This window comes from Variovorax sp. 10N432 (assembly GCF_056394465.1).
Window position 1 is genome coordinate 364,033 of the sequence record NZ_JBFTHX010000002.1, and the last position, 17,849, is coordinate 381,881.

A 17,849-nucleotide genomic window follows, 5' to 3' on the forward strand; every position below is an offset into this window, starting at 1 on the left:
TGGCGGAGGTTGAGGCCTCGCATTATTCCCGCATGCGCAGGCGTCGCTTCGGGACCGAAGCCGTCGTCCGCCGGGCCTGCGCGCCTGGCGAGGCGCTTTTCATGCGGGGGAAGCGCTGACCGTGGCCTTCGCCTCGGCCAGGTACGGCGCCATCGAATGGTGCCGATACGCCACCTCCCCGATCTCGTCGTAGCTGCAGTTTCCGCACTCGAACGACGAGGCCGCCGCGGTGCCGTCGGCAAGCTGGTTCAGCGTCTCCTCGCTCACCAGCAGGTACTCGGACTCGGGCACCTGATTCTTCAACAGCCGGTGCGCGACGATGATGCTCTTGCCGATGAATTTCGAATGTCCCTTGACCTGCATGGTCCTGGCCGGCCCGCAATGGGCGACGAACTTGAGCGACAGGCAATGGACGCTGGAACACGCGCCGCACGCGCAGGTGCGCAAGATCTCGATCCGCTTGATGTGTGAATGGAAGTCCACGAACATCTTCCGTGCCTGCGCCAGAAGCTCGTCCAGCGACGGCGGCGCGCCGGGACGAACGAACAGCACCGCATCGCCTTCGAACTCGGACACCTCCAGCCCGAGCTGGTTGGCGTCCACGATCAGCTCCAGCAGTTCCTGGATGATGTGCTGGCTATGGCTCACCTCGGTCTCGGTCACGAACTTCGTGAAACCGCTGATGTCCGGGATGAAGAAGAGCACGTTGTCGGGATTGTCTGTCGCCACGGCTTGCTCCAAGCATTTGCGTCATCGCATTCAACCACGCGCCCGCGCAGGCCAGGCACGGCCACCACAAGACCCCGAAGGCAGCCCCGACTAGGGTTGCCATCGCGCCTGTGCCTGTAGCGGCTGCGGCTGGCACATCCTTTGCAAGGCATCTTGTACACAAGACAGGATGCTTGATGATGGTGCATGAACAGGCGGTGCGCCCCGGCGATGCCGGGCCGCGGGTGGAAGGACGAGCGAGTGCGGCGTGGATCACGCGGCTCGCGTCGCCGCTGGCCGGTGCCGGCGCGGGGCCGCTGGCCGGTCTGCGCTTTGCCGCCAAGGACAACATCGACGTCGCCGGCGTGCCGACCACGGCGGCCTGCCTCGCCTTCACCCGCACGCCGACGGCCCACGCCCACGTGGTGCAGCGCCTGCTCGACGCCGGTGCGTCGCTGCTCGGCAAGACCAACCTGGACCAGTTCGCCTGCGGCTTGAACGGCACCCGCTCCCCCTACGGGCCGGTGCCGAACAGCTTCGATCCGCGCTATGTCTCGGGCGGGTCGAGTTCGGGGTCGGCCTATGTCGTGGCCACCGCGCAGGCCGACTTCGCGCTCGGCACCGACACCGCGGGCTCGGGCCGGGTGCCGGCCGGGCTCAACAACATCGTCGGCATCAAGCCCTCGCGCGGCCTGCTCAGCGCCCGCGGCGTGGTGCCGGCGGCGCAGAGCGTCGACTGCGTCTCGATCTTCGCCCGCACGGTGGCGGTGGCGGCCCGGGTGCTGCAGGCGGCGATGGGCTTCGACCCCGAGGACCCCTACGGCCGCAGCCTGGCGCTCGCCACCGCGCCGCTGCCCGCGGGCTTCCGCTTCGGCGTGCCTTCGACGCTGAACTTCTTCGGCGATACGCTGTCGCGGGCGGCCTTCGAGCAGGCCGTCGGCCAGCTGTGCGTGCTCGGCGGCGAACCGATCGAGATCGACTATCGGCCGCTGGCCGAAGCCGCGGCGCTGCTCTACGACAGTGCGCTGGTGGCCGAGCGCTACGCCGCGGTGCGCGATTTCTTCGACACCCACGAGGCCGAGGTGGTGGAGCCGGTGCGCAGCATCCTGGCGCAGGGCCGCGCCTACAGCGCCGCCGATTTCGTCGATGCCCGCACCCGGCTGCAGGCGCTCGGCCAGCAGGCCGCGGCGATGTGGAACGACATCGACGTGCTGGCGGTGCCGACGGCGCCGGCCCACTACACGATCGAGGCGATGCAGGCCGACCCGGTGGTGCTCAATCGCAACCTGGGCGAATACACCAACTTCGTGAACCTGCTCGACTACGCGGCGATCTCGGTGCCGGCCAGCCTGCGCGCCGACGGCCTGCCCTTCGGCATCACGCTGATCGGCCGCGCCGGCAGCGACTTCCAGCTGGCCGAGCTGGGCCAGCGCTTCCACCACGCCACCGGGCTGCCGCTCGGCGCGACCCGCGAGCCGCTGCCCGCGATCGAGCCGCTGCCGCTGATCGCGGCGCCGCCCACGGTGCAGGTCGCGGTGGTCGGCGCCCACCTGTCGGGCATGCCGCTCAATGGCCAGCTCACCGAGCGCGGCGCCCGGCTGATCGCCGCCACCCACACCTCGCCCGACTACCGCCTTTATGCATTGCCAGGCACCGTGCCGCCCAAGCCCGGCCTGCTGCGCGTGGCGGCCGGCGAGGGCACGGCGATCGCGGTCGAGATCTGGGAGATGCCGCTCGCGCACTACGGCAGCTTCGTCGCCCTGATCCCGGCGCCGCTCGGCATCGGCAGCCTGCGGCTGGCCGACGGCCGCAGCGTCCAGGGCTTCGTCTGCGAGGCGCTGGCGGTTGCCGGCGCCGACGACATCACCGCGCTCGGCGGCTGGCGCGCCTACATCGCGGCGCGCAGCGCAGCGGCGACCTGAATCTCTTCGTCAATCTTTCATCCGGAGTACGCCATGGCCCTCAGCAAGAAACCCCTGACCCTCGCCAACCCGGCCTCGCGGCGCCAGCTGCTGCAGGCCGGCGCGGCCGGCCTGGCCGTGCTCGCCGCGCCTGCGATCGTGCGGGCCCAGGGCGCACCGAAGATCCGCATCGGCTACTGGCCGATCGCGGCCGGCCTTCCTTTCTACTCGGCCGTCGAGCTGGGCTACTTCAAGGCCGCGGGCCTCGACGTCGAGGTGCAGCGCTACGCCGGCGCGCAACAGATCATGGAGGCGATGCTGGCCGACCGCTGCGACGGCAGCGCCAACGGCACCGGCTCGGCCAACATCGCGATCGGCGAGATCGCGGCGCCGGGCAGCTTCAAGATCTTCTGCTCCAACCCCAGCAACGCGCGGAACGTGCTCGACCAGGTGCTGGTGCCGACCGCCAGCACCGCCAAGGTCATGGCCGACCTCAAGGGCAAGCGGGTCGCCTCGGGCCCGGGCATCCAGAACGTGACGCTGGCCAAGGCGGTGCTCGAGCGCGGCGGCGCCACCGGCGCCACGGTGGTCGAGCTGCCGATCGGCCAGCATGTGGCAGCGCTCGCCGCCGGCCAGGTCGACGGCTGCTACACGCTGGAGCCGACCGGCACCATCGGCCGCCTGAACGGCAGCACGCGGGTGCTCGAGGCCGGCGTGATCGCCAAGTACGTGCTCGGCGATCCGATGGCACCGTGGTTCGGCGGCTCGGCCTCGCTGACCTCGGCGCTGATCAAGAAGAACCCCGAGGCGGCGAAGAAGTTCATCGGCGCCTACGGCCAGGGCGTGGCCTTCGTGCGCAGCAAGCCGGCCGAGGCGCGCCAGTACCTCAAGGGCTACACCGCGATCGAGGGCCCGCTGACCGGCGAGGTGCCGCTGGCGGCCTACACCATGTACAACGAGTTCACACCCGGCGACATCGCCTACTTCCAGAAGTTCTTCGACCTGTTCTCGGACAAGGGCATCTTCTCGTCGCGCCTGATGGTCGACTCGATGCTCTACAAGGGCTGAGGCCATGAGCACGCCTTCATCAGCGGCGCCCTGGTCGCCTCCGGCTGCAAATGCTGCCGCCGCCGCGCCGCCGCGCGAATCGCACTGGGTCAAGGCGCTGCCCTTCATCGGCCCGGTGGTGCTGTTCATCGTCTGGGACCTGGTGGTGCGCTTCGGCCTCATCAAGGCCATCCTGCTGCCGATGCCGGGCGCCACGCTGCAGACGCTGCTGTCGGGCCTGGCCGGCGGCGCGCTGCTGGGCGACTTCGCGGTCACGGTCTGGCGCACGCTGCAGGCCTTCCTGATCGCCGCCGTCGTCGGCGTACCGCTTGGCGTGCTGCTCGGCAGCAACGAGCGGGCCTACCGCAGCGTCGAGTTCCTGATCGACTTCTTCCGCTCCACGCCCTCGTCGGCGCTGATCCCGCTGTTCCTCATGATCTTCGGCGTCTCGGACGTCAACAAGGTGGCGATCGCGGCCTTCGGCGCCTTGCTGATCGTGGTCTTCAACAGCGCCTACGGCGTGATGAACGCGCGCAAGCAGCGGGTCATGGCGGCCAAGGTGATGGGGGCCTCGCGCTGGCAGATCTTCCGCGACGTGCTGGTCTGGGAAAGCCTGCAGCCGACCTTCGTCGGCCTGCGCTCGGCGGTCTCGATGGCGCTGGTGATCGTGATCGTGGCCGAGATGTTCATCGGCTCCGACAGCGGCCTCGGCCATCGCATCATCAACTCGCAGCAGGTGATGAACGTCAAGGACATGTACGCCTCGATCATCGCGGCGGGCGCGCTGGGCTATGCGCTCAACATCCTTTTCCTCGTGGCCGAGCGCCGCATCGTGCACTGGAGCGGAAGATGAGAGCCACCGTCGAGAACGTCATCAACGGCCCGGTCTATGCCGACGTGCCGAAGCCGGCCTTCGTCCCGGGCCCTGCCGGCACCCACATCACGATCCGCGGGCTGACCAAGTACTTCGCCGGCTGGCCGCTGTACGAGAACTTCGACCTCGACATCCCGAAGCAGAAGATCGTCTCGGTGTTCGGCCCCAACGGCTGCGGCAAGTCGACCCTGATCAACATGATCGCCGGCCTGATCCCGATCGATTCGGGCGAGATCCTGTTCGACGGCAAGTCGCTCAAGGACACCAAGATCGGCTACGTGTTCCAGAACTACCGCGAGGCGATGTTCCCGTGGATGCGGACCATCGACAACATCGCCTATCCGCTCAAGCTCGAAGGCCGCTCCAAGGCCGAGGTCGATCGCCGCATGGAAGAGCTGGTGGCATCCTTCGACGTCAAGTTCGACCTCAAGCGCTACCCCTACGAGCTGTCGGGCGGCCAGCAGCAGACGGCATCGATCATGCGGGCGCTGGCCCCCAACCCCGAGGTGCTGTTCCTCGACGAGCCCTTCTCGGCGCTCGACTTCGAGATGACCCTCTTCATCCGCGAAAAGCTGCAGGAGGTGTTCATGAAGACCGGCACCACGATGCTGCTGGTGTCGCACGACCTCGAGGAAGCGGTGTATCTCGCCGACCAGGTGCTGCTGCTGACCAAGCGGCCGACCAGGGTGGCCGAGATCCTCGACTACCGCGACGAGCGGCCGCGCACGCTCGAGACCTTGAGCTCCGCCAGCTTCGTGGCCATGAAGAAACTCAGCCTGGAGATCTTCCAGCGCGAAGTACGCCGCTAGGAGATGCCAGCATGACGCCTTCGGAGATCGAAGCCTATGTCGATGCATCGGCGGCCGCGCTCGGCTTGAAGCTCAGGCCCGACCATCGCCCCGGCGTGCTGCGCTACTTCGCGCTGGCGGCGGAGTTCGCCGCGCTGGTCGAGGCCGTGCCGCTCAGCGAGCGCGACGAGCCGGCGCTGAGCTTTGTGCCGGTGTCGCCGCGGGAGAAAACGCAATGAGCGCGTCGGAGCTGCTGCGCCAGGACGCATCCGCGATGGCCGCCGCGGTGCGCGGCAACGCGGTCGGCGCGGTGGCGCTGGTGCAGGCCAGCCTGGACCGCATCGAGGCCACCGATCGCCGCGTCAACGCCTTCACCGCGGTGCTGCGGGAGCGGGCGCTTCGGCGCGCGGCGCAGGTCGATGCCTCGCTGGCCTCGGCCAACGGCCCGCGAACGCGCGAGCTGCCGCTGCTGGGCGTGCCCTTCGCGGTCAAGAACCTGTTCGACATCGCCGGACTCGCGACCCTCGCGGGCTCCAAGATCGAACGCGAGCACACGCCGCCGCGCGACGACGCGGCGCTGGTGCGGCGGCTGGAGAACGCCGGCGCGGTGCTGGTCGGCGCGCTCAACATGGACGAGTACGCCTACGGCTTCACGACCGAAAACAGCCACGTCGGTCCCTGCCACAACCCGCACGACCTGACCCGCATCGCGGGCGGCTCGTCGGGCGGTTCGGGCGCCGCGGTCGCTGCCGGCCAGGTGCCGCTCACGCTGGGCTCCGACACCAACGGCTCGATCCGCGTGCCCGCCTCGCTGTGCGGCGTGTTCGGGCTCAAGCCCACGTTCGGGCGGCTGCCGCGCACCGGCAGCTTCCCGTTCGTCTCCAGCCTCGACCATCTGGGGCCGTTCGCGCGTTCGGCGCGCGACCTGGCCCTGGCCTACGACGCGATGCAGGGCCCCGAGGGCCGCGGCCCGCACGACCCCGGCTGCGCGCAGCGGGCGGCCGAGCCGGTCGGCGCGGCGCTGGCGCTGGGCACGCAGGGCCTGCGCATCGGCGTGCTCGGCGGCTACTTCCGCCAGCACGCCCAGCCCGAGGCGCTGACCGCGGTCGACGCCGTGGCGCAGGCGCTCGGCGCCAGCCGCACGGTCGAGTTGCCGATGGTCGAGGCCGGCCGGGCCGCGGCCTTCCTGATCACCAATTCCGAAGGCGCGGCGCTGCACCTGCCCGACCTGCGCCGCCGCGCGCAGGACTTCGAGCCGCTGTCGCGCGACCGCTTCCTGGCCGGCGCGCTGCTGCCGGCCGCCTGGGTGGCGCGCGCGCAGCGGGTGCGGCGGCTCTATGCCGAGCAGGCGGCGCGTGTGTTCGAGCAGTACGACGTCTTGCTGGCCGCCGCGACGCCCTCGGCGGCGACGCCGATCGGTGCCGAATTCTTCGAGATCAACGGCCACCGGCTGCCGGTGCGGCCCAACATGGGCCTGCTGACCCAGCCGATCTCGTGCATCGGGCTGCCGGTTTGCGCGGTGCCGGTCTGGGGCGCCCACCCCGACCTGCCGATCGGGGTCCAGGTGATCGCCGCGCCCTGGCGCGAAGACCTGGTGCTGCGGGTGGCCGCGGCGCTCGAATCCGCAGGGCTCGTGCATGCGCCCGTGGCGGCGCTGGCCTGACATGCGAAGCGCCCCGCGAGCACAAAGACGGGGCGCCGGGGCCGCGGTGGCGCGCGCGCCGCACAAGGCTGGCGCGCCGCAGGCTGATTTGGCCGCCCAAGCGCTGGTACGGTTTATGCACACCATCTTGTATCCAAGACAGGACATCCCGGCCCCTTGATTCCTCACCCATCACCTGGAGTAAGCACCATGAGCCAGTTCAACCGTCGCGATTCCCTCAAGTCCCTGGCCGCCCTGGCCTCCGCCACCACGCTGGGCGGCTGGAGCGCGCTGGCCAATGCCCAGAAGCCGCTGACCGTCGGCGTGATCTACGTCGGCCCGCGCGACGACTACGGCTACAACCAGTCGCATGCGCTGGCGGCGGCCGAGCTCAAGAAGATGCCGGGCCTCAAGGTGGTCGAGGAAGAGAACGTGCCCGAGACCGCGGCGGTGCAGAAGACCATGACCGGGATGATCTCGCAGGACGGCGCCAAGCTGCTGTTCCCGACCTCGTTCGGCTACTTCGATCCGCACATCCTGGCCGTGGCGCCGAAGAATCCCGACGTTCGCTTCTCGCACTGCGGCGGCATGTGGACCGAGGGCAAGCACCCGAAGAACGTCGGCAGCTTCTTCGGCTACATCGACGAGTGCCAGTTCCTCAATGGCGTGATCGCCGGCCACATGACCAAGAGCAACAAGATCGCCTTCGTCGCCGCCAAGCCGATCCCGCAGGTGCTGCGCAACATCAACGCCTTCACGCTCGGTGCGCGCTCGGTCAAGCCGGGCATCACCTGCAGCGTGATCTTCACGGGCGACTGGTCGATGGCGGTGAAGGAGGCCGAGGCCACGAACAGCCTGGCCGACCAGGGCTGCGACGTCTTCACGATGCACGTCGACGGCCCCAAGGTGGTGGTCGAGACGGCGGCCAAGCGCGGCAAGATGGTCTGCGGCTACCACGCCAGCCAGGCCAAGCTGGCGCCCAATGCCTACCTGACCGGCGCCGAATGGAACTGGATCACGGCCTACAAGACCATCGTCGACGCGGCCCAGGCCGACAAGCCGCATCCGAACTTCCTGCGCGGCGGCCTCAAGGAAGGCTACGTGAAGATGTCGCCCTACGGCGCCATGGTGACCGACGCGGCGAAGAAGAACGCCGACGACATCAAGGCCAAGATGCTGGCGGGCAGCTTCGACATCTTCACCGGCGGGCTCAAGGACAACAAGGGCGCGGTCGTGATCCCGGCCGGCAAGGCACTCAAGCAGACCGACCTCGAACTGGAAAAGATGAACTACCTCGTCGAAGGCGTGGTGGGCTCGGTCGGCTGACCGGCGACCGCTTTCACCCCGCGAGCCGACGATGCGCAACGCATTGAAAGAGATCGCGCTGCCGGTGTTCGCCATTGCGGCGGCACTGCTGCTCTTCGGCGTCTTCGTCTGGTTCGCCGGCGTGAGTCCGCTGGAGGTCTGGGTCATCCTCTTCAAGGGAGCCTTCGGCGACTGGTTCTCGTGGCAGAACACGCTGCAGCGCGCCGCGCCGCTGATGCTGACCGCGCTGTGCGTCGCGATTCCGGCGCGCGCCGGGCTGGTGATCATCGGCGGCGAGGGCGCGCTGGTGCTCGGCGGGCTGGCCGCCGCGGCGCTGCCCTATGCGCTGCCGCTGCCTGCGAACCTCGTCGGCACGCTGGCCCTGTGCGTGGCCGGCGCCATGGCCGGCGCCGCCTGGATCGCGCTGGCGGGCTGGCTGCGCCAGTACCGCGGCATCAACGAGACCATCAGCAGCCTGCTGCTGGCCTACATCGCGATCGGGCTCTTCAAGCACCTGGTCGAGGGCGTGCTGCGCGATCCGGCCAGCCTCAACAAGCCGGCCACGCGCTCGATCGCCGAGGGCCTGGGGATCGGCGGCATCGGCGGCTCCGACGTGCACTGGGGGCTGGTGATCGGCATCGTCGCCTGCCTGGTCTCCGGACTCTGGCTGCGCGCCACCGCATCGGGATTCTCGGTGCGGGTGGTCGGCGGCAATCCGCGCACCGCGCAATTGGTGGGCCTGCCGGCCAGCGGGCTGATCCTGACCGCCTGCGGGATCGGCGGCGCCTGCGCGGGCGTGGCCGGTGCGGTCGAGGTGGCGGCGGTCCACACCAACGCCAACGCCTCGCTGATCGCGGGCTATGGCTATGCCGGCATCCTGGTGTCCTTCATTGCGCGCCACAACCCGGTGGCGGTGATCCCGGTGGCGATCCTGTTCGGCGGCTTCGGCGCCGCGGGCAGCCTGCTGCAGCGCCGCCTCGGCCTGCCCGATGCCTCGGTGCTGGTGCTGCAGGGCATGGCCTTCGTGCTGATCCTCGCCAGCGAAGGGCTGCGCATGATCGACTGGAAGACGCTGCTGAAGAACCGCATGCCGCGCGCCGTGCAGCCGCGCATGACCAAGGAAGCCACATGACCGCCGACCAGTGGATCGCGCTCGTGGCGGGGATCGTCGGGGGCGCCTTGCGCGTCGGCGCGCCGTTCCTCTTCGTCAGCCTCGGCGAGTGCCTGACCGAGAAGTCCGGCCGCATCAACCTCGGCCTCGAAGGCGTGCTGGTGCTCTCGGCGATGGCGTCCTTCGGCGGTTCCTGGCTCACCGGCTCGGCCTGGCTCGGCGTGCTGATCGGCGGCGCCGCGGGCGCGCTGCTCGCGCTGCTGCACGGCCTCTTGTGCTCGCTCGACCGCGTCAACGACGTCGCCACCGGCATCGCGCTGATGCTGTTCGGCACCGGCCTGGCCTTCTATCTGGGCAAGCCGCTGATCCAGCCGCAGGCCCCGCAGCTGCCCGCGATCCCGCTCGGCGACTGGAGCGACAACCCGGTGATCCGTTCGGCGCTGCAGGTCAACTCGCTGGTGCCGGTCGGCATCGTGCTGGCGGTGTTCCTGTGGTGGGGCTTCGCGCGCACCCGCGCCGGCCTGCTGGTGCGCATGGCGGGCGATTCGGCCAATGCGACGCGGGCACTCGGCTACTCGGTGGCCGGCCTGCGCATCGCGGCCACCACCGCGGGCGGCTTCATCGCCGGGCTCGGCGGCGCCTCGCTCACGCTCTTCTATCCGGGCAGCTGGAACGAGGGCATCTCGAGCGGGCAAGGTCTGATCGCGGTGGCGCTGGTGATCTTCGCGCGCTGGAGCCCGCTGCGCTGCATCGGTGCGGCGCTGCTGTTCGGCGGCGCCGGGGCGATTGGGCCGGCCCTGCAATCGATCGGTGTCGGCTGGGGCTACCACCTCTTCAACACCGTGCCCTACGTGCTCACGCTGGTGATCCTGGTGCTGACCTGCAAACCGGGCAGCGTGGCGGTCGGCAGCCCGGGCGAACTCTCGTCCACGCGATGAACAATCAAGGAAACTGATCGATGAGCGGTCTCGGGGGTCTCAACAAATCGGCGCAGGGCGTGGTCGTCGGCCTGGTGCAGCTGCAGCTGCCGGTGGTCAAGACCGCGGCCGACCTGGCGGCGCAGACCCGGCGCATCTGCGAGCTGGTCGCCAAGGCGCGGCGCAACCAGGGCACGATGGATCTGGTCGTGTTCCCCGAGTACGCGCTGCACGGCCTGTCGATGGACACCTCGCCCGAGATCATGTGCTCGCTCGACGGCCCCGAGGTCGAGGCCTTCCGGCAGGCCTGCGTCGACAACCGGATCTGGGGCTGCTTCTCGATCATGGAAGCCAACCCCGAGGGCAACCCGTACAACAGCGGCCTGGTCATCGACGACCACGGCGCCATCCGGCTCTACTACCGCAAGATGCATCCGTGGGTGCCTGTCGAGCCCTGGGAGCCGGGCAACCTCGGCATTCCGGTGTGCGACGGTCCCAACGGCAGCAAGCTGGCGCTGATCATCTGCCACGACGGCATGCTGCCCGAGATGGCGCGCGAGGCCGCGTACAAGGGGGCCGAGATCATCCTCCGCACAGCAGGCTACACGGCGCCGATCCGTCACGCCTGGCGCATCACCAACCAGGCCAACGCCTTCTGCAACCTGGCGTACACCGCCAGCGTCTGCATGTGCGGCAGCGACGGCACCTTCGACTCGATGGGCGAAGCCATGTTCTGCAACTTCGACGGCACCGTGCTGGTCGAGGGCGGTGGCCGGCCCGACGAGATCGTCACGGCCGAACTGCGGCCCGACCTGGTGCGCGAGGCCCGCACCGGCTGGGGCGTCGAGAACAACATCTACCAGCTCTATCACCGCGGCTACGTGGCGGTGAAGGGCGGCGCGCAGGACTGCCCCTACACCTACATGCAGGACATGGCGGCCGGCCGCTACCGGCTGCCCTGGGGCGAGCAGGTCAAGGTCACCGACGGCAGCGGCTTCGGCTTCGCGGCGCCGGTCCGCGGCTACAAGGGCCCCGAGGTGCATCCCCTGGTGCCGCAGGCGCCGCTGACACCGGATTCATCGTCATGAGCACCACCTACGTTTCCGCCGACCCCTACCGCTGGCCCTACAACGGCGCGCTCCGGCCCGACAACACGGCGCTGATCGTGATCGACATGCAGACTGACTTCTGCGGCAAGGGCGGCTATGTCGACGTGATGGGCTACGACCTCGCGCTGGTGCAGGCGCCGATCGAGCCGATCGCACGCACGCTGGCGCGGCTGCGGCCGCTGGGCTTCCACATCATCCACACGCGTGAAGGGCATCGCCCCGACCTCGCCGACCTGCCGGCCAACAAGCGCTGGCGCTCGCGGCAGATCGGCGCCAACGGCGTCGGCATCGGCGACGACGGCCCGTGCGGACGGATCCTGGTGCGCGGCGAACCCGGCTGGGAGATCATCCCCGCGCTGGCGCCGTTGCCGGGCGAGGTGGTGATCGACAAGCCCGGCAAGGGCTCCTTCTATGCGACCGACCTCGAACTGGTGCTGCGCACGCGCGGCATCGAGAACCTGATCCTGGCCGGCATCACGACCGACGTCTGCGTCCACACCACGATGCGCGACGCCAACGACCGCGGCTTCGAATGCCTGGTGCTGTCGGACTGCACCGCGGCCACCGACCACGGCAACCACCTGGCGGCGCTGAAGATGATCACGATGCAGGGCGGCGTGTTCGGCGCCCATGCGACGTCGGCGGCGCTGCTCGAAGCGCTGCCCGCCCAGTAGAACGGAGAGCCGCAAGATGATCGCACCGGTCCACCCCGCGCCCGCCGCCACCGGCGCGCTGGCGCTCGACACCTACGAGCTGACCAAGCGCTTCGGCAGCTTCACCGCGATGGACCGCGTGACCATGCACGTGGCGCCCGGCACGGTGCATGCGCTGCTTGGCGAGAACGGTGCCGGCAAGAGCACGCTGGTGAAATGCGTGGCGGGCTTCCAGCGGGCGGAGGAGGGTTCCATCCTGATCGACGGCCGCGAGCAGGACATCGCCAACCCGGTGGTGGCGCGCATGCTCGGCATCGGCATGGTCTACCAGCACTTCACGCTGGCCCCTGGCATGACGGTGGCCGAGAACCTGCTGCTGGCCGGCGGCAAGACGCCGGCGCTGATCGACTGGAAGCGCAAGCGCGCCGAACTCAAGGACTTCCTGGCGACCACGCCCTTCAGCCTCGACCTCGACATGCGGCCCTCGGAGCTCGCGGCCGGCGAGAAGCAGAAGCTCGAACTGCTGAAGCAGCTCTACCTGAAGCCGCGTCTCCTGATCCTCGACGAGCCGACCTCGGTGCTGACGCCGCAGGAGGCCGACGAGGTGCTGGGCCATGTGCGCGAGTTCGCGAAGAGTGGCCTGTGCACGGTGCTGATCATCACCCACAAGTTCCGCGAGGTGATGGCCTATGCCGACAGCGTCACGGTGCTGCGGCGCGGCAAGGCGGTGCACCACTGCCAGGTGGCCGACACCAACCCGGCGCGGCTCGCGGCGGCGATGATGGGCGAAGGCGAGGCGCCGCCGCCTGCCGAAGGCGACACCGCCGCGCCGACCGGCCGTGCGCTGCACGCGATGCAGCCGACCGCGGCCAACGCTGCCATTGCGCTGCAGGTCGAGGGTCTGCGAGCGCTGGGCGACCGTGGCACGCTGGCGGTGCACGACCTGAGCCTGTCGGTGCGCTCGGGCGAGATCCTCGGCGTCGCGGGTGTGTCGGGCAACGGCCAGCGTGAACTCGTGGAGGCCCTGGTCGGCCAGCGGCCGCGGCTCGCGGGTCGCGTCACGGTGATGGGCGAACCCTACGAGGCCAGGCGCGAGGAGAACCGTCGCCTCAAGGTCCGCAGCCTGCCCGAGGAGCCGCTGCGCAATGCCTGCGTCGGCGACCTCAGCGTGGCCGAGAACATGGCGCTGCGCGATTTCGACCAGCCGCCGCTGGCCTGGCCGGCGCTCGGCGCCGACGTGCTGAACTTCCCGCTGTGGCGCAGCCGGGCCCGCGAGTGGATCGCCGAATACGGCGTCAAGACCCAGGGCGAGGGCGCGCCGATCCGCAGCCTGTCGGGCGGCAACGTGCAGCGCGCGGTGCTGGCGCGCGAGTTGGCCGGTGACATCAACGTGCTGATCGCGGCCAATCCGGTGTTCGGGCTGGACTTCGCGGCGGTGGCGGAAATCCACAGCCGCATCGTGCAGGTGCGGGCACGCGGGGGCGCGGTGCTGCTGATCAGCGAGGACCTCGACGAACTGCTGGAGATGGCGGACCGGATCGTGGTGATGAGCGAGGGGCGGGTGGTTTACGAGACGGATGCGTCTACCGCTGAGCGTCATGTCCTGGGTGCGCACATGGGTGGGGGCGATCATCATCATGCTCCGGTGGCTGCATGAAGTCCTCCTGGTCTTTGGGGCGGGCGCCCGGCACGCGGTGCGGGCCGAGCGACCCCACTGCGCCGGCCCTTCGGGCTCCCTTGCGGTGCTCGCTCCAGGCGGGGTCCACGCGAAACTCGCTTCGCTCAAACACGCGCGGCCCTTATCCGCCTGAAGCTGCGCTCCTCAGCGGCGCAGAGGGGATCGCCCGTCCCGCACCGCATGCCGGGCTTGGGGGTTATCAAAGATCCGTGTCGTCTCCAACGCCGATGGAACCCCAACCTGTCAGCGGTGGCGGGCGGTATGCCCTGGGCCGGCCGTTGAGGCACCGCCGAGCAGCGGAGCGGTGCGCGGAAAAAGGGCCGCGCGTGTTTGAGTGGAGCGAAGCGGAGCGAGTTTGCGCGGACCCCGCGTACCGTGAGCAGCGCAGGGCAGCCGCGAAGCGGCCGGTGACGTCGGCCGGTCCAGGGCATACCGCCTGCCATCGCCGCCCACCCCGCGTCCAAACCTGAACGCAAGGAAAGCCCCAAATGCAGATAGAAGCCCAGCCCTTCACCTACGAATTCGACCTCGCCAAAACCGCCCTGGTCCTGATCGACATGCAAAGGGACTTCATCGAACCCGGCGGTTTCGGCGAAACCCTGGGCAATGACGTCTCGCTGCTCGAAGCCATCGTCCCCGCGACAAAAACAACCCTCGAAGCCTGGCGAGCAGCGGGCGGCCTGGTCGTCCACACCCGGGAGGCCCACAAACCCGACCTCTCCGACTGCCCGCCCGCCAAGCGCAACCGCGGCAACCCCACATTGCGCATCGGCGACGCCGGCCCCATGGGCCGCATCCTTGTCATGGGCGAACCCGGCAACCAGATCATCGACGCGCTGGCGCCAGTCGAAGGCGAGATCGTGGTCGACAAGCCCGGCAAGGGCGCCTTCTATGCGACCGGCCTGCACGAGACGCTCAAGCGGCGCGGCATCACCCACCTGCTGTTCGGCGGCGTCACGACAGAGGTCTGCGTGCAGACCAGCATGCGCGAGGCCAACGACCGCGGCTACGACTGCCTGCTGCTCGAAGACTGCACCGAAAGCTACTTTCCGGCCTTCAAGGCGGCTGCCGTCGAGATGATTCGCGCCCAGGGCGGCATCGTCGGCTGGACCGCGCCCAGCGCCGCCTTGCTGGCCGCGCTCGGCACCCACTAACATGGCCTGCGTGTCGACCGTTCGAATTCCTCCCGAGCCCTCAGCCCCCGATCCCGTGTTCCGCACCCGGGCCGACGAGGTCTATGCGCAGCTCAAGCGCGACGTCGCCGAATTCAGCCTGGTCCCCGGCGACCGCTTCACCGAAAACGAGATCAGCGAGCGCCTCGGCGTCTCGCGCACGCCGGTGCGCCAGGCGCTCTTCCGGCTGCAGCAGGAGGGCTTCGTCGAAGTGCTGTTCCGCAGCGGCTGGCGCGTGCTGCCCTTCGACTTCGACCAGTTCGAGCAGCTCTACGACCTGCGCATGGTGCTCGAGACCACCGCCGTGCACCGCCTGTGCGAGAGCGACCACCGCGTCGACCGCAGCCTGCTCGACACACTGGCCGGAATCTGGCTCGTGCCGGCGGCGCAGCGCAGCGCCGACACCGTGCAGGTGGCGCAGTGGGACGAGGCCTTCCATTGCTCGCTGGTCGCTGCCGCCGGCAACGGCGAGATGGCCCGCGTGCACCGCGACGTGACCGACCGCATCCGCATCATCCGCCGGCTCGACTTCACCAAGCAGCCGCGCATCGACGCCACCTACGACGAGCACGCCAAGATCCTGAAGGCGATCCGCGCCAACCGCGGCGACCAGGCCGCGATGCTGCTGCGCGCCCACATCGAGACCAGCCAGGCCGAGGTGCGCAAGATCACGCTGCACCAGGTGCATATGGCGCGCCATGCCGGGCGCACCCCGATACGCGGAGGCTGAGCGCCGTCTACAGCGTGAAGTCGTAATCCACCGTGATCGGCGCGTGGTCGCTGAACTTGATCGTCTTGAAGATCTGCTCCTGGCGCGCCAGCGCCGCCAGCTTCGGCGTCGCCAGGTGGTAGTCGAGCCGCCACCCCACGTTGTTCGCGTAGGCCTGGCCGCGGTTGCTCCACCAGGTGTAGGCGTCGCCCGTGGTCTCGGGCTTGAGCATCCGGTAGACGTCGACCAGCCCCGCGCCATCGGCGCCGGCGTCGAGCAGCTTCGTCATCCAGGCCCGCTCCTCCGGCAGGAAGCCGCTGTTCTTCTGGTTGCCGCGCCAGTTCTTGAGGTCGATCTCCTTGTGGGCGATGTTGATGTCGCCGCAGAGGATGAATTCGCGCTCGCGCTTGAGCGCGTTCAGGTGCGGGAAGAAGCCCTTGAGGAAGCGGAATTTCGCCGCCTGCCGCTCTTCGCCCGAGGACCCGCTCGGGAAGTAGCAGCTGATGATCGACAGCTTCCGCTTCGGGGTGTCGAAGCGCAGTTCGAGGTAGCGGCCCTCGGCGTCGAACTCGGCGTCGCCCCAGCCCACCACCACGTCGCTGGGCGCATGCTTCGAGTAGATCGCCGTGCCCGCGTAGCCTTTCTTCTCTGCGAAGTGGAAGTGCCCCTTGAGCCCCGCCATCTCCTCGAAGCGGCCCTCGATATCGCTCGCCTGGACCCGGATCTCCTGCATGCAAATACAATCCGGCCCCAGTCCGCCGACCCAATCGGCGACGCCCTTGGTGGCAGCCGATCGCAGGCCGTTGAGGTTGAGGCTGGTCAGTTTGAACACGAGGAATTCCTATGGCTGAGAAGATTGAAGAGGGCGGCGCACTGGCGCAGGCTTTCGTGCAGTTCGCGCTGGAGTCGGGGGTTCTGCGCTTCGGCCAGTTCAAGACCAAGGCCGGCCGCATCAGCCCCTATTTTTTCAATGCGGGCCTGTTCGACGATGGCGCCAAGCTCGCCCGGCTGGCGGAATTCTATGCAGACCGGCTGATCGCCAGCGGGCTCGAGTTCGACATGATCTTCGGCCCGGCCTACAAGGGCATTCCGCTGGGCGCCACGGTGGCGGCCGAACTGGCGCGCCGCGGCCGCAACGTGCCCTTCGCCTACAACCGCAAGGAAGCCAAGGACCACGGCGAGGGCGGGACCCTGGTCGGCGCCCCGCTCAGGGGCCGGGTGCTGATCGTCGACGACGTGATGTCGGCCGGCACCGCGGTGCGCGAGTCGATCGCGGCCATCCGTGCCGCCGGCGCGACCCCGCACGCGGTCGCGATCGCGCTCGACCGCCAGGAGAAGGCGACCGAGAACGGCGCCGACGTGGACCACAGCGCCGTGCAATATGTACGCAATCAGCTCGGCCTTGCAGTTATTTCCATCGCAACTCTTGACGACTTGTTACAGTATCTGTCAGGCCGCGCGGACGACGAACTGGGCGCCCACCGCCAGAACGTGCTGGCGTACCGGGCGCGTTACGGCGCGGGCTGATTCAACCCGTCTGAAGGACTGATGTTGGCGAGCACCCAAGCACTGAAGGCATTCCTGGTCCTTTCGCTGGCCGCAGCCGGCATCGCGCACGCGCAACAGGGGTCCGGCGCGCGCGGGGCGCCCAATGCCGCGGGCATCTACAGCTGCACCGACGCCAAGGGCCGGACGATCACCGCCGACCGTCCGATTCCCGACTGCCTCGACCGCGAGCAGCGCGAACTCAATCCGAGCGGCACCACGCGCCGCATGGTCGAGCCCTCCTACACGGCGCGCGAGCAGGCCGAGCGCGAGGACCGCGAACGGGCGGCGCAGCTGCAGGCGGCCCGGCTGGTCGAGGAGCGGCGGCGCGAGCGCGCCCTGCTGGTGCGCTACCCCAACCCCGCGGCCCACGACCGGGAGCGGGCCGAGGCGCTGGTGCAGATCGACGTCGTGATCCAGGCCGCCCGCAAGCGGCTGGCCGAACTCGGCGAGGACCGCAAGCGGGTCGACGACGAACTCGAGTTCTACAAGAAGGACCCGGCCAAGGCGCCCGACGCGCTGCGGCGCCGGACCGAGGACATCGCCCGCAGCGTGGCGGTCCAGAACCGCTTCATCGGCGAGCAGGAAGACGAGAAGAAGCGCGTCAATGCGCGCTTCGACGAGGAGCACGCCAAGCTGGCGCCGCTCTGGGCCGCGAACACGGCGGCGGCCCAGAAGTCGAAGTGAGCC

General features: G+C 69.3%; 18 protein-coding genes. 16 read left to right on the forward strand and 2 right to left on the reverse strand.

Annotated elements, in window-relative coordinates; all coding sequences use genetic code 11:
* Nucleotides 1–99: 99 nt before the first annotated feature.
* On the reverse strand, nucleotides 100–729 hold the full coding sequence (locus AC1DF3_RS04040; RefSeq protein ID WP_286535041.1) for a DUF2652 domain-containing protein: 630 nt from the start codon (nucleotides 727–729) through the stop codon (nucleotides 100–102).
* A 176-nt stretch (nucleotides 730–905) separates the two neighbouring features.
* On the opposite strand from AC1DF3_RS04040, the gene atzF reads away from it, so the two are divergent.
* The 14 genes from atzF to AC1DF3_RS04110 all read left to right on the forward strand — a co-directional run bounded on the left by atzF (nucleotide 906) and on the right by AC1DF3_RS04110 (nucleotide 15,635).
* On the forward strand, nucleotides 906–2,630 hold the full coding sequence (gene atzF, locus AC1DF3_RS04045; RefSeq protein ID WP_478138896.1) for an allophanate hydrolase: 1,725 nt from the start codon (nucleotides 906–908) through the stop codon (nucleotides 2,628–2,630).
* A 33-nt stretch (nucleotides 2,631–2,663) separates the two neighbouring features.
* On the forward strand, nucleotides 2,664–3,677 hold the full coding sequence (locus tag AC1DF3_RS04050; RefSeq protein WP_478138897.1) for an ABC transporter substrate-binding protein: 1,014 nt from the start codon (nucleotides 2,664–2,666) through the stop codon (nucleotides 3,675–3,677).
* A gap of 4 nt (nucleotides 3,678–3,681) precedes the next feature.
* Nucleotides 3,682–4,509: an ABC transporter permease gene (locus AC1DF3_RS04055; protein WP_478138898.1), complete on the forward strand. Its 828-nt coding sequence runs from the start codon at nucleotides 3,682–3,684 to the stop codon at nucleotides 4,507–4,509.
* Complete coding sequence (locus AC1DF3_RS04060; protein WP_286535037.1) at nucleotides 4,506–5,339, forward strand: ABC transporter ATP-binding protein; 834 nt, start codon at nucleotides 4,506–4,508, stop codon at nucleotides 5,337–5,339. Before AC1DF3_RS04055 ends, AC1DF3_RS04060 begins: the two co-directional genes overlap by 4 nt.
* 11 nt (nucleotides 5,340–5,350) lie before the next feature.
* The gene (locus AC1DF3_RS04065) at nucleotides 5,351–5,557 is read left to right on the forward strand and encodes a DUF4089 domain-containing protein (protein ID WP_286535036.1); all 207 of its coding nucleotides are present in this window, start codon (nucleotides 5,351–5,353) and stop codon (nucleotides 5,555–5,557) included.
* The gene (locus tag AC1DF3_RS04070) at nucleotides 5,554–6,981 is read left to right on the forward strand and encodes an AtzE family amidohydrolase (protein ID WP_478138899.1); all 1,428 of its coding nucleotides are present in this window, start codon (nucleotides 5,554–5,556) and stop codon (nucleotides 6,979–6,981) included. The genes AC1DF3_RS04065 and AC1DF3_RS04070 overlap by 4 nt, the downstream gene beginning before the upstream one ends.
* A gap of 189 nt (nucleotides 6,982–7,170) precedes the next feature.
* A complete protein-coding gene (locus AC1DF3_RS04075) occupies nucleotides 7,171–8,286 on the forward strand; it encodes a BMP family ABC transporter substrate-binding protein (protein WP_478138900.1) in 1,116 nt (371 codons plus the stop codon).
* A 31-nt stretch (nucleotides 8,287–8,317) separates the two neighbouring features.
* Complete coding sequence (locus AC1DF3_RS04080) at nucleotides 8,318–9,397, forward strand: ABC transporter permease (RefSeq protein WP_301813313.1); 1,080 nt, start codon at nucleotides 8,318–8,320, stop codon at nucleotides 9,395–9,397.
* Nucleotides 9,394–10,314 carry an ABC transporter permease gene (locus AC1DF3_RS04085; protein WP_301813314.1) on the forward strand — a complete coding sequence of 307 codons (921 nt, stop codon included), beginning with the start codon at nucleotides 9,394–9,396 and terminating at the stop codon, nucleotides 10,312–10,314. Before AC1DF3_RS04080 ends, AC1DF3_RS04085 begins: the two co-directional genes overlap by 4 nt.
* A 20-nt stretch (nucleotides 10,315–10,334) precedes the next feature.
* Nucleotides 10,335–11,381 carry a formamidase gene (locus tag AC1DF3_RS04090; protein ID WP_478138901.1) on the forward strand — a complete coding sequence of 349 codons (1,047 nt, stop codon included), beginning with the start codon at nucleotides 10,335–10,337 and terminating at the stop codon, nucleotides 11,379–11,381.
* Nucleotides 11,378–12,076: a biuret amidohydrolase gene (gene biuH, locus AC1DF3_RS04095; RefSeq protein WP_478138902.1), complete on the forward strand. Its 699-nt coding sequence runs from the start codon at nucleotides 11,378–11,380 to the stop codon at nucleotides 12,074–12,076. The genes AC1DF3_RS04090 and biuH overlap by 4 nt, the downstream gene beginning before the upstream one ends.
* Nucleotides 12,077–12,092: 16 nt before the next feature.
* Complete coding sequence (locus tag AC1DF3_RS04100; protein WP_478138903.1) at nucleotides 12,093–13,712, forward strand: ABC transporter ATP-binding protein; 1,620 nt, start codon at nucleotides 12,093–12,095, stop codon at nucleotides 13,710–13,712.
* A 509-nt stretch (nucleotides 13,713–14,221) separates the two neighbouring features.
* The gene (locus AC1DF3_RS04105) at nucleotides 14,222–14,887 is read left to right on the forward strand and encodes a cysteine hydrolase family protein (protein ID WP_478138904.1); all 666 of its coding nucleotides are present in this window, start codon (nucleotides 14,222–14,224) and stop codon (nucleotides 14,885–14,887) included.
* Nucleotide 14,888: 1 nt separating this feature from the next.
* Nucleotides 14,889–15,635 (forward strand): GntR family transcriptional regulator, encoded by a 747-nt coding sequence (locus AC1DF3_RS04110; protein ID WP_478138905.1) that lies wholly within the window; start codon nucleotides 14,889–14,891, stop codon nucleotides 15,633–15,635.
* 7 nt (nucleotides 15,636–15,642) lie between these two features.
* Here AC1DF3_RS04110 and AC1DF3_RS04115 read toward each other — a convergent pair whose 3' ends face one another.
* Entirely contained in the window at nucleotides 15,643–16,446 is an 804-nt protein-coding gene (locus AC1DF3_RS04115; RefSeq protein ID WP_478138906.1) for an exodeoxyribonuclease III, read from the reverse strand.
* Between the two features lie 11 nt (nucleotides 16,447–16,457).
* On the opposite strand from AC1DF3_RS04115, the gene pyrE reads away from it, so the two are divergent.
* Nucleotides 16,458–17,141 carry an orotate phosphoribosyltransferase gene (pyrE, locus tag AC1DF3_RS04120; RefSeq protein WP_286535025.1) on the forward strand — a complete coding sequence of 228 codons (684 nt, stop codon included), beginning with the start codon at nucleotides 16,458–16,460 and terminating at the stop codon, nucleotides 17,139–17,141.
* 21 nt (nucleotides 17,142–17,162) lie between these two features.
* Entirely contained in the window at nucleotides 17,163–17,846 is a 684-nt protein-coding gene (locus AC1DF3_RS04125; RefSeq protein ID WP_478138907.1) for a DUF4124 domain-containing protein, read from the forward strand.
* Nucleotides 17,847–17,849 lie beyond the last annotated feature (3 nt).

Coding starts and splice junctions, on each gene's coding strand:
- AC1DF3_RS04090 (WP_478138901.1), top strand. CDS start 10,335: ATGAGCGGTCTCGGGGGTCTCAACAAATCGGCGCAGGGCGTGGTCGTC.
- AC1DF3_RS04070 (WP_478138899.1), top strand. CDS start 5,554: ATGAGCGCGTCGGAGCTGCTGCGCCAGGACGCATCCGCGATGGCCGCC.
- AC1DF3_RS04065 (WP_286535036.1), top strand. CDS start 5,351: ATGACGCCTTCGGAGATCGAAGCCTATGTCGATGCATCGGCGGCCGCG.
- AC1DF3_RS04100 (WP_478138903.1), top strand. CDS start 12,093: ATGATCGCACCGGTCCACCCCGCGCCCGCCGCCACCGGCGCGCTGGCG.
- AC1DF3_RS04085 (WP_301813314.1), top strand. CDS start 9,394: ATGACCGCCGACCAGTGGATCGCGCTCGTGGCGGGGATCGTCGGGGGC.
- AC1DF3_RS04110 (WP_478138905.1), top strand. CDS start 14,889: ATGGCCTGCGTGTCGACCGTTCGAATTCCTCCCGAGCCCTCAGCCCCC.
- AC1DF3_RS04125 (WP_478138907.1), top strand. CDS start 17,163: ATGTTGGCGAGCACCCAAGCACTGAAGGCATTCCTGGTCCTTTCGCTG.
- AC1DF3_RS04075 (WP_478138900.1), top strand. CDS start 7,171: ATGAGCCAGTTCAACCGTCGCGATTCCCTCAAGTCCCTGGCCGCCCTG.
- AC1DF3_RS04105 (WP_478138904.1), top strand. CDS start 14,222: ATGCAGATAGAAGCCCAGCCCTTCACCTACGAATTCGACCTCGCCAAA.
- AC1DF3_RS04055 (WP_478138898.1), top strand. CDS start 3,682: ATGAGCACGCCTTCATCAGCGGCGCCCTGGTCGCCTCCGGCTGCAAAT.
- AC1DF3_RS04060 (WP_286535037.1), top strand. CDS start 4,506: ATGAGAGCCACCGTCGAGAACGTCATCAACGGCCCGGTCTATGCCGAC.
- pyrE (WP_286535025.1), top strand. CDS start 16,458: ATGGCTGAGAAGATTGAAGAGGGCGGCGCACTGGCGCAGGCTTTCGTG.
- biuH (WP_478138902.1), top strand. CDS start 11,378: ATGAGCACCACCTACGTTTCCGCCGACCCCTACCGCTGGCCCTACAAC.
- AC1DF3_RS04080 (WP_301813313.1), top strand. CDS start 8,318: ATGCGCAACGCATTGAAAGAGATCGCGCTGCCGGTGTTCGCCATTGCG.
- AC1DF3_RS04050 (WP_478138897.1), top strand. CDS start 2,664: ATGGCCCTCAGCAAGAAACCCCTGACCCTCGCCAACCCGGCCTCGCGG.
- atzF (WP_478138896.1), top strand. CDS start 906: ATGATGGTGCATGAACAGGCGGTGCGCCCCGGCGATGCCGGGCCGCGG.